Origin of the sequence: Streptomyces sp. SD31, from assembly GCF_052068475.1 — a bacterium.
GTDB lineage: Bacteria > Actinomycetota > Actinomycetes > Streptomycetales > Streptomycetaceae > Streptomyces.
Map to the genome: position 1 here is coordinate 39,730 of NZ_JBQHCX010000002.1, position 13,806 is coordinate 53,535.

General features: G+C 68.0%; 11 protein-coding genes. 9 read left to right on the forward strand and 2 right to left on the reverse strand.

The window, feature by feature from the left end; translation table 11 throughout:
* The first annotated feature begins 88 nt into the window (after positions 1-88).
* From ACTMVF_RS04135 to ACTMVF_RS04175, 9 genes are all read left to right on the forward strand, one after another.
* Positions 89-790 carry an ABC transporter ATP-binding protein gene (locus ACTMVF_RS04135; RefSeq protein WP_441269582.1) on the forward strand — a complete coding sequence of 234 codons (702 nt, stop codon included), beginning with the start codon at positions 89-91 and terminating at the stop codon, positions 788-790.
* Positions 787-3,048, forward strand: coding sequence for an ABC transporter permease (locus ACTMVF_RS04140; RefSeq protein WP_441269583.1), 2,262 nt, complete (start codon positions 787-789; stop codon positions 3,046-3,048). The genes ACTMVF_RS04135 and ACTMVF_RS04140 overlap by 4 nt, the downstream gene beginning before the upstream one ends.
* A 130-nt stretch (positions 3,049-3,178) precedes the next feature.
* Positions 3,179-3,724, forward strand: a complete 546-nt coding sequence (locus ACTMVF_RS04145; RefSeq protein WP_441269584.1) for a hypothetical protein — start codon at positions 3,179-3,181, stop codon at positions 3,722-3,724.
* A 454-nt stretch (positions 3,725-4,178) separates the two neighbouring features.
* Positions 4,179-4,628, forward strand: a complete 450-nt coding sequence (locus tag ACTMVF_RS04150) for an SseB family protein (protein ID WP_441269585.1) — start codon at positions 4,179-4,181, stop codon at positions 4,626-4,628.
* A complete protein-coding gene (locus ACTMVF_RS04155) occupies positions 4,625-5,227 on the forward strand; it encodes a hypothetical protein (RefSeq protein WP_441269586.1) in 603 nt (200 codons plus the stop codon). Before ACTMVF_RS04150 ends, ACTMVF_RS04155 begins: the two co-directional genes overlap by 4 nt.
* Entirely contained in the window at positions 5,227-9,972 is a 4,746-nt protein-coding gene (locus ACTMVF_RS04160; RefSeq protein WP_441269587.1) for a putative T7SS-secreted protein, read from the forward strand. Before ACTMVF_RS04155 ends, ACTMVF_RS04160 begins: the two co-directional genes overlap by 1 nt.
* Before the next feature lie 22 nt (positions 9,973-9,994).
* Complete coding sequence (locus ACTMVF_RS04165) at positions 9,995-10,393, forward strand: hypothetical protein (RefSeq protein WP_441269588.1); 399 nt, start codon at positions 9,995-9,997, stop codon at positions 10,391-10,393.
* Between the two features lie 126 nt (positions 10,394-10,519).
* The gene (locus ACTMVF_RS04170) at positions 10,520-10,705 is read left to right on the forward strand and encodes a hypothetical protein (protein WP_441269589.1); all 186 of its coding nucleotides are present in this window, start codon (positions 10,520-10,522) and stop codon (positions 10,703-10,705) included.
* Positions 10,705-10,878, forward strand: coding sequence for a hypothetical protein (locus ACTMVF_RS04175; protein WP_441269590.1), 174 nt, complete (start codon positions 10,705-10,707; stop codon positions 10,876-10,878). Before ACTMVF_RS04170 ends, ACTMVF_RS04175 begins: the two co-directional genes overlap by 1 nt.
* Positions 10,879-10,921: 43 nt before the next feature.
* On the opposite strand, the gene galE is transcribed toward ACTMVF_RS04175, so the two are convergent.
* Together galE and ACTMVF_RS04185 are read right to left on the reverse strand one after the other, a co-directional pair.
* Positions 10,922-11,902 carry a UDP-glucose 4-epimerase GalE gene (galE, locus tag ACTMVF_RS04180; protein ID WP_441269591.1) on the reverse strand — a complete coding sequence of 327 codons (981 nt, stop codon included), beginning with the start codon at positions 11,900-11,902 and terminating at the stop codon, positions 10,922-10,924.
* 45 nt (positions 11,903-11,947) lie between these two features.
* Positions 11,948-13,609: a glycosyltransferase family 2 protein gene (locus ACTMVF_RS04185; RefSeq protein ID WP_441269592.1), complete on the reverse strand. Its 1,662-nt coding sequence runs from the start codon at positions 13,607-13,609 to the stop codon at positions 11,948-11,950.
* Between the last annotated feature and the right edge of the window lie 197 nt (positions 13,610-13,806).

Below are 13,806 nucleotides of genomic sequence, written 5' to 3' on the forward strand. Positions count from 1 at the left end.
CTGCGGGGGCAAAGGTCACAATCTTTGCCCCCGCGGGCCCGCTAATTACCTCGGCGCATTGCAGCAAGATCAACCTGAGGGCAGTCAAGTGAGCCAGTCTGACGCCGGGCCTGCGCCCGTACTGAAAATCGACAATCTGCACTACGCGGTCCGGAATCGACCTCTCTTCGACAACCTGAAGCTCAGTGTCGGTATCGGCGAGGCCGTAGCGATCACGGGTCCGAGCGGTTCAGGCAAGAGCACGCTGCTGTCGTCGATCCTCGGCCTGATCAAGCCCGACAGCGGAAGCATTCGGGTGGGCGATGCAGAGGTGACCAAGCTGCGCCGCTCAGAGGTCTCCCGTATGCGCAGCGAGACCATCGGCACGGTCTTCCAGTTCGGCGAACTGCTCCCAGAACTCAGTCCTGTCGACAATGTTGCTCTGGCAGCCCTCCTGTCCCGTTCCCATCGCGCCGGGAGCTACCGTCGGGCTCAGGAGCTGCTCGATGAACTGGGAGTTCCCCACGCCGAGACGACGGAGGAACTCTCCGGCGGGGAGCACCAGCGCACCGCCGTGGCTCGCGCGTTGATCAATTCACCCTCGCTGGTCCTGGCGGACGAGCCCACGGGCGCGCTCGACCCCGACACGGCTGCGCGTACGGCGGATCTCCTCTTCGACCTTCCCCGCCGACGGGGTTGCGGACTGCTGCTCGTCACGCACGACGCGCGGGTGGCTGCGCGCGCCGACAGGGTCTTGAGCCTCCAGGGCGGCGCGCTGGTGCCGGCCCAGCAGGAAGCGATCGCAGCATGAGCGGACCGATTGCGCGCGGACCGGTTGCAGGCGGACCGATTGCGGGCGGTCTGGCACGACGGCTGCTGCGCGTGGGCCGCGACTCGGGGCGCCGCTCGGAGGCTGCGCGCATCCGCTATGCAGCCCTGGCCTTCTCGGCTTTCGCCGTCGCGTTGTGCGTGGGCGTCCTGGTCATGGTGCACGCCGCCTATACCGGCAAGGAGGAACGGCGCGAGGCCAGGACCCCTGCCTGGCAGAGCGGGCAACTGAATGGCAAGCCGGCCACCATGTGGCTGGTCGGTACGGACGCGTTGAAGGATCAGCGGCGTTTCAGCGTCGTGTTCCTGGCGCCGCGTTCGGCGGATGCCCCCCTTCCCCCGGGTGTGGAGCGGTGGCCGGGGCCGGGCGAAGCGGTGCTTTCTCCCGGCCTGCTGAAGGCGGGGGCTGCTGAACGGATCGCCAGTCGCTACGGGAAGCTCTCAGGCACGATCGGGCAGGAGGGATTGGATGATCCGGGCGAATGGCTCGCGTACGTCCACCCTGCAACCGGCCTCAAGCCGCAGGCCCCGGTCGAGTCGGTCGTGGGGTTCGGGCCCCAGCCAGGTACCGAGTTGGCCGAGGGGCTGGCGCCGGGAATGGGACGCGACGACGACAAGTCCGAGGGCATGTTCCGGGCCGTCGTCATGGGACTGCTGCTCCTGCCCAGCCTCGTGTTGCTGTTCATCGCGCTTCGCACCGGGGCGCACAGTCGTGATCGTCGGAGCGCCTTGGTCGATGCCTTGGGAGGCCGACGGCGCGATCGAGCGCTGATCGCCATCGGGGAGGCCCTACGTCCGGTGGCGTGGGGCGCTTTCGCCTCGACTCCGGTCTTCGCGGTGGCCATGGCCGTGGACATCAAGGTGCCCTACGTCGGATACCTGCTTTCCTCGGCCGATGTGCGTCAGCATGGCTGGACCGTTCTGCTGGCTCCAGTCGTCAGCATCGTTGTGGCGCTGGCTCTGGCTGTCGTCAGTGACCGTGTGTTCAGCCGCGCCACGGGAACCCGGCCCCGCGGGATCCACGGGTCACCCTGGCAGCTCCGCATCGCGATGGTGTGTCCGTTTGCGATCCTGTTCGCCGCCCGGGGACCGCAACTCACTGGTGAGAACACAGAGCTTCGGACATGGATCAGCGGGATCGGCATCGCTGCCGTCGTGCTCACGCTTCCCTCCGCCGTGGCCGTTGTGGTGGCCAGGCTTGGCGCAGTCCTGGAACGGACGGGACGGGAGCGAGGGTGGGCCGGCACTCTCATCGCGGGCCGCAGGATGATTCGCTATCCGGCTGCCACGGCCCGGCTGGTAACGGGAGCGGTCGTGGGTCTGATCGTTTTCGCTCAGGTCCTCGCCTGGCAAGGAATCTTCGCGACCTACAACGCGCAGGTGGAGCGATCCCTGAGCACCACCAGCAGGCAGGTCGCCGAGATCGGCCCCAGGGAAACGGTCACCGCCGACGACACCGCTGCCTTCCTGAGGCTACTGCCCGAAGGCAACGTGCCGGTCCTCCTCACCAGCGCGGAGAAGGCCAGTGAGCCCATCAGCATCCGCGGGGATTGTCCTGCCCTGGAGAGCCTGCGCCTGCCATGCCCGCGAACCAAGACGCGTGTGGACCTCGTTCTCGACCACCGGCTGCAGACACTGCTCCAGTGGAACACGAAGGGCGGCACCTATCTGGAGGTGGTCCGGGCGGACCGGGCCGAGGTTGCCAAGCAAGCCGTGACCAGCGGTTCCACCCTGGCCGTGGTGAAGGCCGACGGCGGGAGCCCTGCCGTGCCGGTCCTCAAAGAGGCTTCCTACGCCGCCTACCCCCGTGGTGCCCAGGTCCGTTTTCCCGGTGAGGAATGGGTGGCGGACAGCATGCCCGACCGCGATCAGGGCCGGTGGATCCGCTTCTTCGGTGTTCTCGGCATGGGACTCCTTGTGCTGGCTCTGGGGCTCAGCGGCAAGGCGGAGTTCTTGAGGCAGGGGCGGGCGTTGGGGCCGCTGAGCGTCCTCACTGGCGGCCACCGAGTCTTCCGCAGCAGCGCCGCGTGGGCGATCATCGCGCCGCTGGGCGCAGCCGGTGTGGCGGGTAGCGTGATCGCCGCTTGGCTTGCACGACCGGTGTCCCGACCCGGGATCACGTACTTCGTACCCATGGGTCTGATGGCAGCAGCTGTCGGTGTGGTGCTCGCTGTGTCCGTCGTGATGTGGTGGTGGGCTGCCGGGATCGCAGGTAAACAGGCGCGCAACTGGCAGCCGTGAGCGATACGCGTCTCGTCACACCGGCGTGCCGGGTCCCCGCAAGTAACCGGGTCCGCGCGCGTCATCGGGGCCCCGCAAGTCAGCGGCAATCCGCACCATGCAAAGACGTAAGCACCCTGAAGGTATTGCTATGAACACGACCGATGCCCGTCCCCGCCAATTCCCCACGATGCGGCTGACGAGTGCCGTCGCGGCAGCAGCAATGATCGCCTCCGCCGCTGCCATCTGGCAGGCGGCCCAACTCGAATCGAGCGCGGTGATCGATTTCATCGCACTCGGCATCACCGTGACCGGGATGGCCGTCGGCGGGGCCGCCTGGGCCGCATGGTCCGTCAAGCGTCGCGTACGAACCACAGCGGCGCGCTCACTGGGCGCGCTGGCGAGCGTCGGCGTTGCCGTAGCAGTGGCAGCGGCCACCCTGTTCGCGTGGGCGTACACGGACCAGCATGGCCAATACGCGCGGAATTACGGTGGCGCGGGAGCGTGTCTTTCCGAAACGCCGTATGCCAGCGAGCGGGCCCAACTCGCTGAAAGCCCGTCAGTTTCCGGTGACCGGATGAAGGTAGTGCCTCAAGGGGGCGGAGAGAACAAGCCGCTGCTCTTTGATGGCACGAAGGACGGGCTGATGCCGGCCGACAGCCACACCCGCGAAGTCCTCAGCAGGTACGCCTGCTGAGAGGGTTCTCTTCGAGCGAGGACGACTACAGCTTGGCCGGACAACGCTTGAGCGCCTCATCAACCCTGAGCACCTCATCAACAGGGAGGCGCCGGCCGGGCGTGACGGCCTGGGCCCCTCCATCTCGGCGGCAGCCACGAAAGGGCCACCACAGTGACAGCGCGGGCATCGGAGGGTGCTGGCTGTGCTGACGTACCTGAACGACTCGTAGCTGATACGTCCCACCCCCTGCACGACTTGGGTGGTCAGGTCCTGCCGTCAGCCGGTTTTGCTGCGCCCCGACTCCTTCAGAGGCGGCTTCAAGCCAAGTGAACTCAGACTCGCTTGAACTGCTTGTAACCGTGTCAGACCCGTGAGTTACGGTACTGATTCGCATCAGTGATGATCAAAGTCGATCGATTTCGTACTTGAAGCTGACGCAGGCCAAGCGGTGACATCTACGACGGGGGCTGACGTGAGCGCCGACGCATTGCGGCTGCTACTGGCGGATCTGGCCGATCTGGAGGCTGTGGCCGATCTGGAGGATCTGGCGGAGGCCGGGAGCGGTGATCTGCGGGCGGTGGTGGGGGAGTTCAGGCGCAGCGAGGTGCTGGTGCCGGTGGTGGACGACTCGTTGCTCTCGGTTGAGGCGGGTGGCATCCGCTGGCTCTTCGCGTTCACGGACGATGCGGCGCTGACGCGTTTCGCCGAGGCGCGGGGCGAGACGATCGACGAGCGCGTGCCGGCGTACGGCGCATGGTTGCTGGACCGGGTGATCCCGCGCGCGGGTGGGCCGGTGGGGATTGCGGTGGATGCGGGTAGTCCGGCGGGGATGGTGTTGCCGCCGGTGGCGGGGATCGTGCCGGATGCGGTGGCTGTGGCGGTTGACGCGGAGAGTGCGCGCGTACAGGGGGCGGAGGCGTGAGCGGCGGCGGTGGTTACCGGGTTGATCCGGAGGCGCTGGAGCGGATTACCCGGGGTATCAACCTGGCCATCGATGAGTTGAAGGAGTTGGGCTTCGACATCGAGGCGAGTCAGGGGCGCGGTTTCGATGAGTTGGAGCTGGCGGGCCTGGAGGTGGGGGATGCGGGCCTGCGTCAGGTCTTCGCGGACTTCTGTGAGCGGTGGGGCTGGGGAGTGCGCTCGCTGTTGGGGGATGCCAATGAGTTCGCGGGGCGGTTGAACCTGTCTGCGGGTCTGTATCACGAGCAGGAGCAGTACGCCTCGAACACGTTGAAGACGCTGTGGACGGCGACGGCGGGCAACCCGTCCCTGACTCCGGAGGAGATCGAGCGGCGTTCCTGGTCGGACACGTTGAAGGACAATCCCGTCTCTCATGTCATGAACGCTGATGTGAGTGCGGAGTCCATGCGGGAGGCCGACGAGGCGGCCCGGCAGGCGTGGGTGCAGGCCGGGGAGGATGTGGAGAGTTCGACGCTGAACCCGGACGCGCTGCTCGATTCGAGGGCGGAATGGCAGTGGGACGGCCCCAACGAGACCTCTTTCGAGGAGGTTGAGCGCTGATGGGCGTGGGGGACCTGGTCGACGACTTCGGGGACGGCCTGGGCAGGGCCGCCGACGGCGTGAGCAGGGGCGTCGGGGAGGTGGTCAACTGGGGCACGGACCGTGGGGCGGATGTCCTGTCGGCGGTCGGTGCGGACGGCGCGGCCGAAGGGGTGCGTGACTTCGGCGAGGGTGTGAACAACCGGCTGGGCGGCGATGTCGCCGAGCGTGGGCTGGGTGAGAGCGAGGACCCGAGGGAACTGGTCCATGGCAGTGCGGGTGCGCTGGAGGCGCGGGCGAGGCATCTGCGGGATTTCTCCCGGGCGTTCGAGACGGTCGGTCAGGGGATGCGTTCGCTGGGCGGCGAGGGCTGGCAGGGCCAGGCGGCGGATGCTTTCCGTGAGAAGTTCGAGATGCATCCCAAGCAGTGGCTGACGGCGGCTGACGCGTGCGAGGAGGCGGCCAAGGCGCTGGAGGCGTATGCGGACACGGTGCGCTGGGCGCAGCAGCGGGCGCAGATGGCGATCGATCTCTACCGCGAGGCGCAGGAGATCAGCCGGCGGGCGCAGGACGCGTACGACGCTCAGCTGACGGCATACCGCCAGGACGCCCAGCAGTACACCGCGGCTGCACTGACGGGCCGCGATCCGGGGCGGAAGCCGACCGAACCGGGCGACTTCGTCGATCCGGGAGCGGCACGCCGGCAGGAGGCGGAGGACCTGCTGGCCTATGCCCGCAGCCAGCGCACCGATGCCGCCCGCGATGCGCAGCGCCGGGTGGCCGCCGCGTTGGAGCTGGCTCCGCCGAAGCCGGAGTTCACCGACCGGTTGAAGGCCGACGCGGTGGACGGCTTGGTGAGCATGCAGCTGAACCAGGCCCACGTGTTGGGGGGTTTCCTCAAGGGCGGCGCGGACATGGTGAAGCTGTTCCGCACCGTCAACCCGATGGACGCCTACAACCTCTCCCATCCCGGTGAGTGGTTGAAGAACTCCAACATGGTGCTGGCGGGGCTGGTGGGCACCGCGGCCCATCCCGAACGCTTGCCCAAGGCCATCATCGGCAGCGGCTGGGGCAGCGATCCGGGTGACGCGGCGGGTTATCTGGCCTCGAACCTGATCGGCGGCAAGGGGGCGGGCGGCGTCGCCCGCGGAGCCGCCCGCGGGCTGGCCAAGGACGCGGCGACGCAAGCGGTCCGCAAGAGCGTCATGGGCGAGAAGCTGGCGGAGGTCGCCAGGCAGGTCCGGTGCAAGTTGTTCGGCGACCCCGTCGACATGGCCACGGGCCGCATGGTGTTGCCGCAGACGGACGTGACCCTGCCCGCCAAGCTGCCGCTGGTCTTCACTCGGCAGTTCGAGTCGTCGTACGAGGCCGGCCGCTGGTTCGGCCCGAGATGGACGTCCACCGCCGATCAGCGTCTGGAGATCGACGCGGAAGGCGTGATCTTCGTCCGCGAGAACGGGTCGCTGCTGGCCTACCCGCACCCTGCACCCGGCGTGCCGACCCTGCCGCTGGAGGGCGGCCGGTACCCGCTGACCATCGACGCGTACGGCGACTACGCCGTCACCGACCCCGAGTCGGGCCGCGCCTGGTACTTCGCGGCCCCGGGCGGCGACGGCAACGGCATCGCCCTGCTGGAACAGATCACCGACCGCTCCGGCCAGTGGCTCACCTTCGAGTACGACCACGAGGGCGCCCCCACGGCGATCGTCCACTCGGCCGGCTACCACCTCACCATCGAGACGACCGGGGACCGGATCACCGCTCTGAGCCTGGTCGAGGCCGCCCCGGACGGCGGCGACCAGGAACTGGTCCGCTTCGGCTACGACGAGCACGGCCACCTGGCAGCAGTCACGAACTCGTCGGGCATACCGACCCGTTTCGCCAACGACGAACTGGGCCGGATCACAGCCTGGACCGACACGAACAACTCGTCGTACGGCTACGTCTACGACGACCAGGACCGCTGCATCTCCCAGTCAGGCGAAGCGGGCCACCTGCGCAACACGTTCACCTACGGCGACGTAGACGCGGACAGCGGCCACCGGATCATCACCGCGACCGACTCCCTGGGCCACAGCACGCGCTACCACGTCAACAGCGACCTCCAGGTCGTGGCCGAAACCGCCCCCGACGGCACGGTCACCCGCACCACCTACGACCGCTACGACCGCCCCCTGACGATCACCGACCCACTGGGCCGCACACGGAGCTACGCGTACGACGAGGCAGGCCGCCTGCTGATGGCCGTCCGCCCCGACGGCCGCTACACCAGCATCGGCTACAACGACCAGGGCCTGCCCGTCTCCATATCCGGCCCCGACGGCAGGCACGTCAGCCAGCAGTTCGACGAGTTCGGCAACCGCACGACGGTGACCGACTCCTCCGGGGCCACGACCCGCTTCACCTACGACGACCTTGGCCACCTGAGCGCGGTAACAGACGCAACGGGCGCGACCACCACCATCCGCTGCAACGCCGCGGGCCTGCCGATGGAGGTCACGGACCCGCTGGGCGCGGTGACGCACTACGAGCGCGACGCCTTCGGCCGCCCGACGGCAATCACGGACCCGCTCGGCGCGATCACCCGCCTGGAGTGGACGGTCGAAGGCAAGCCGTCCCGCCGCACCGCCCCGGACGGCAGCACAGAGTCCTGGACATACGACGGCGAAGGCAACTGCACCAGCCACACCGATGCCATGGGCGCGGTCTCCCGCTACGAGTACACCCACTTCGACCTGCTCGCCGCCCGCACGGGCCCGGACGGCGTCCGCTACACGTTCGACCACGATACCGAGCTACGCCTGACCCAGGTCACGAACCCTCAAGGGCTGACCTGGAGTTACGCGTACGACCCGGCCGGGCGTCTGGTCGCCGAGACGGACTTCGACAACCGCACGCTGACATACACGCACGACGCGGCGGGCCAACTGACAGCCAGCACCACCGCCTCAGGCCAGACCGTCCGTTTCGACAGGGACGTGCTGGGCCGAGTAGTGCGCAAGGACGCGGCCGGAGCGATCACCACCTACGTGTACGACGTGACGGGTGGCCTGGCGCAGGCAACCAGCCCCGAAGCGGTACTGACCCTGCGGCGGGACGAGACGGGCCGCCTGATATCCGAGACGGTCAACGGCCGCACACTCACCTACACGTACGACGTCCTGGGCCGCCGTACCGGCCGCACCACGCCGACAGGCGCGACGAGTACGTGGACATATGACGTGGCGGGCAACCGCACCGAACTGATCACCGCTGGCCGCACCCTCACCTTCACCCACGATGCCGCAGGCCGCGAACTGACCCGCCACATCGGCGACACCCTGACCCTCACCAACCTCTTCGACCCCCTGGGCCGCCTGACAAAGCAGGAACTCACCGGCCCCACTGGCCAGCGCCTGCAGCACCGCGCCTACACCTACCGCGCCGACGGCAACCTGACCGCCATCGACGACCATCTGGGCGGCACCCGCCGCTTCGACCTCGACGCCGCCGGCCGGGTCACCGCCGTCCACGCGGCAAACTGGACGGAGTCCTACGCCTACGACACCGCAGGCAACCAGACCCACGCCACCTGGCCCCACTCCATGCCAGGCCAGGAAGCAACCGGCGACCGCACCTACACCGGCACCCGCATCACCCGCGCGGGCAACGTCCGCTACGAACACGACGAAGCCGGCCGCATCATCCTGCGCCAAAAGACCCGCCTGTCCCGCAAACCGGACACCTGGCGCTACACCTGGGACGCCGAAGACCGCCTCACATCCGTGACCACCCCCGACGGCACCACCTGGCGCTACCGCTACGACCCACTCGGCCGCCGCATCGCCAAACAACGCCTCGCCGCCGACGGCGAAACCGTCGCGGAACAGACGGACTTCACATGGGACGGCACCACCCTCACCGAACAGACCACCCACGCCCCCGGCACTACCCGGCCCGCGATCACCCTTACCTGGGACCACCACGGTCGGCGTCCTCTGACCCAGGCCGAGCGCAAAACCCTCAGCGCCGAGGCCCCCCAAGATGAGGTGGACCAACGGTTCTTCGCCATCATCACCGACTTGGTGGGCACCCCTACCGAGCTGGTTGACGAACACGGCGACATTGCCTGGCACAACCGCACCACCCTCTGGGGCACCACCACCTGGAACCGCACCGCCACCGCCTACACCCCCCTGCGCTTCCCAGGCCAGTACCACGACCCCGAAACCGGCCTTCACCACAACTACTTCCGCCACTACGACCCCGAAACCGCGCGATACCTCACACAAGACCCGTTGGGCCTGGCCCCTGCTCCGAACCCTGCCAGCTACGTAGACAACCCCCACACGCGATCCGACTCACTCGGGCTTGCACCAGATTGTCCACCCGGTGAAAATGCCCGTGGGGTCTTCGACTTCAGGGAGCCGAATCCGAGTTTCCCCCCGGATGGAGCGGCGGTGGATGCTATGCGTTCAGCGCCGATCGGTGGAAATATCGACTGCTCGGAGATCGCCGAGTACATTCTCCGAGAGGTCGGAGGGCAAGGAAAGATTATTAACTTCACCATCAAGGATGGGTCAGATATTATGATTCCTGAAAAAATGGGCGAGGTAGTAACGGATTACCGCTATCACGACGTCTATACCGATGGTAGATACGTGTATGACCCGGCAATGAGGTCTGATCCGATTCCGTATGGTGACTATGAGCGGGCAATTCGACTGTTGAATCCTGGCAAGAAGCTTTTCGTTCAAAATGGAGGGTACTCGGGCCCTCTCTGGTGATATGTTGCGGAAGGGTTACAGCGTGTCTACTCGAAGCTCGCAGGCGAAGCGCGCTCTTAGCAGGTTCGGAGAGCTTGCGTGGTTTTCTTTGCCTGTAGAGACAAACCCCTATTATGGATATCCGCAGGTGCCTTACCTGGGATGGCGTTATAAGTCGCCCCAAGAAAATGTTGCGGAGCTAGTAGAAGAGGCTGTAAGGGAGGTGCGAACCCAGGTTGACTGGACGCTCGACAGGACCAGAAGAAATTGGATCCTCTTGCCGTCTCGGATTCTGAGTGAAGCTCATGGGCTAGAAGATCCTGAATTCTCGAATGTTGTCCACTCGATCAACACCCAAGATCAGGAATTCTGCTTCAAGGCGCTAGCGGATCTTGAGCTGATCATCCGGCATCTTCAGGATTTCCCGATCTTGGAAGGCTGATTACTTTTCAGTTGCGTATCGTGGCATCTGTGGCTTCGATCTGTATCCGGGCCTGGGCCGGGAACTCCAGGTGGTGGACTTCACCGGGCAGCCTTCCGTAACCACGCTGGTCAAGAGCTGACCCCCATGCCCGAATACAGCCTCCGCATTCCCACCCACGCCCCCCCCCGCATCGCCCGCGACTTCGTCACCTCCGTCCTGCAAGCGCAGCGCCTCGGCGGCATCGTCGACGACGCGGCGCTCTGCGTCTCGGAACTGGTTACCAACTCCTGCGTCCACACAACCGCAGCCGGAACGTCACCCTGCCCGTGATGAAGGAGGGGTACGACGCCGAGAGCGGGCGCGGTCTGTGGATCCTCGACTCCCTGACCGAGGGGCGTTGGGGAGCGGAGCGCACCGGCTGGCGGACCGGGCGCTCGGGTGAGGGCGGGAAGGGGGTCTGGTTCGAGCTCGGGACGCGGGCGCCGTCCGGGCGTGGACGATGACCGTTCAGCTGCCGCCCTCCCGCGCAGCTGACCCCTCGGAGGCTCAGTCCCGCGCCGCCTCCGGATGCATCCGCACCCACCCCTCCCAAGCCGAAGCGATCATGTCCCGCACATCATGCTTGGCCTTCCAGCCCAGCTCGGTGGCGATGCGGTCGGCGGAGGCGACGACGCGGGCCGGGTCGCCGGGGCGGCGGGGGGTGACCGTCGGGGGGCGGTCGTAACCGGTGATGGCGTTGATCATGTCGATCATTTCGCGGACCGAGACGCCCTCCCCACGGCCGATGTTCAGCGTGAGGTCGAGGCCGGGTGAGGACTGGAGGGCGCGGGCCATGGCCACGTGGGCCTCTGCCAGGTCGACCACGTGGATGTAGTCGCGGATGCACGTGCCGTCGGGGGTCGGGTAGTCGTCGCCGAAGATGCGCGGGGCCGCGTTCTCCGTCAGCTTCTCGAAGACCATGGGGATGAGGTTGAAGACACCGACGTCGCCGAGCTCGGGGCTCGCGGCGCCCGCGACGTTGAAGTAGCGCAGGGACGCCGTGGCCAGTCCCGCGGCCCGGCCCGTCGCCCGCACCATCCACTCACCGGCCAGCTTCGTCTCGCCGTACGGCGACATCGGCACGCAGGGCGTCTCCTCCGTCACCAGATCCACGTCCGGCACGCCGTACACGGCTGCCGAGGAGGAGAAGACGAAAGACCGGACCTCGGTCGCCGTCACCGCGTCCAGGAGGACGCGCAGGCCCTCGAGGTTCTCGCGGTAGTAGTGGAGGGGGCGGTCGACCGACTCGCCGACCTGCTTCTTCGCCGCGAGGTGGACCACGCCGGTGACCGCGTGGTCCGTGAGGCAGCGGGCGACGCGCCCGCCGTCGAGGGTTGAGCCGACGACCAGCGGTACGCCGTCGGGGACGCGGTCGGCGAGGCCGGTGGACAGGTCGTCGTAGACCACTGCCTTCTCGCCCGCCTCGGTCATCGCCCGTACGACGTGTGCCCCGATGTAACCGGCGCCGCCGGTGATCAGCCAGGTCATGTGCGGCCGTCCCCTCGTCCGTGGTCCGTGGTCAGTGGTCAGTGGTCAGAGACAGTGAAGCAGGCGGCGGAGTCTGCCGCGCACCACCGACATGACTCCCCGTAAACCCGGGGCCATACGTAGTGCCAACGCTCCCGACGGGGCGGCGTACGGCTGCACGAGTACGACGGCGTACCGGATGCTCACCATGATGCGGCGACGCGGTGGACCGGCGCCCGTGAGTGCGTGCGCCGTGACCTCGCGGTACGCGCCGCTGCGGAAGCGTACGCGTAGGCGTAGATCCCAGGTGCTGATGCCCTCTGTGCCGCCTACGCCGCTGGTATCGCCGGTACTGTCCGCGCAGAGCGCCGCCAGATCGATCGTCGTCTCCGCCGACCAGCTGCCGTCGAGGGCGGGGGCGAGTGGCGCTGTACGGCAGTCCCTCGTGTGCCCGCGCGTCCGGTGCCGCCACTCCACCTCCACCTCCTCGGGGCCCGCTTGCGCCACCCGGCCGTACAACTCGTGCAGGCGTAGCCGGAGGAGGGTGCCACGCGCGCGTGGGTGCAGTTCGGCGTCGACGGCGAGGGGGAGGACGCGGACGGGGACGGTCAGCAGCGGCTCCAGGGTGACCTGGGGGAGGTCGGCCGACCAGACCGGGGTGCCGTCGGGGGCATGTGCGTACGGCGGGAGGAGGCGGGCGGGGCGGGCGGCGAGGTCTCTGAGGCGGAGCAGGTCGCGGGGCTCGGGGGAGGCCAGGATGACTCGGCCGATGAGGCGGCCGGGTGCCGTGGGATTGTGGGTCCAGTCGGACGCCTCGTAGTCCGCGAGGTACGTCCGCGTGTGCGCCCACCACGCGCGCTGGTAGTGCGCGTCGCGCGATCCGAGCTCACGCACGTACATACGCAGCTCGTGTTCGAGGAACTTGGCGCGCGCCTCTCGCGCCAGTTCCTTCTGCTCGGCGCCCAGAAGGATCTCGTACGCCAGTCGGCACGCTTCCGTGCGCGCCCGCCAGTTGGTGATGTCGGCGCGGTCCAGGGAGATCGACAGCCGGCCGGCGGAGCGGCGCACGTGCCAGACGTACACCCGGTCCGGGACGAGCGCGAGGCGTGGTCCGGCGGCGAGCACGCGCGCGGTGAAGACGAAGTCCTCGTAGCGGAAGCGGCCTTCGGGGAAGCGGATGCCGTGGGTGCGCAGGAAGTCGGTGCGGTAGAGCTTGTTGACGCAGAGTGTGTCGTGGACCAGGCGCGGGCGCCGCGCGGGGCGCTCGAACACGGCGTGCGCGGCGTAAAGAGACGCCTGCCATGGCACTTCGCGCCCCTCGGGCAGCTCGCGCCGCACACACAGGCCGCTCGCCACGTCCGCGCCCGCTTCCGTCGCCGCCGTGAGCAGGGCGTCCACCGCGCCCGGCGGGAGTACGTCGTCGCTGTCCAGGAACATCACGTACGGCGAGGTCACCCGGTCGAGCCCGGTGTTGCGGGGGCTGCCGCAGCCGCCGCTGTTGACCCGGCGCCGGACGAGCTGCACGCGCGGTTCGGTCGCGGCGAGGCGGGCGAGCAGGGCCGCGCTGTCGTCCGTCGAGCAGTCGTCGACGGCGACGACCTCACGGACGGCGGGGCCCTGGGCCAGTGCCGAGCGGACGGCGGTCGTCACATGCGCGGCGTCGTTGTAGCCGATGACGATGACGCCGACCTGCGGGGCGTGTGCGGTGTGTGTGGCGTGAGGGCGCATGGGGGCCACGTTCCGGAATCGTACGATTGATGCGCAATCGCCCGTTAGGGGGACTTGGGCGCGTTCCGGAAGACGGCGGGAGTCGAAGGCGGGTTCCTTCGCGGGCGCTGGCGTTTCGGAGGTGGCCGCCTCATCGCCCCACGGCTCCGCGTGCGCCCCACGGCTCCGCGTGCGCCCCACGGCTCCGCGTGCGTCGC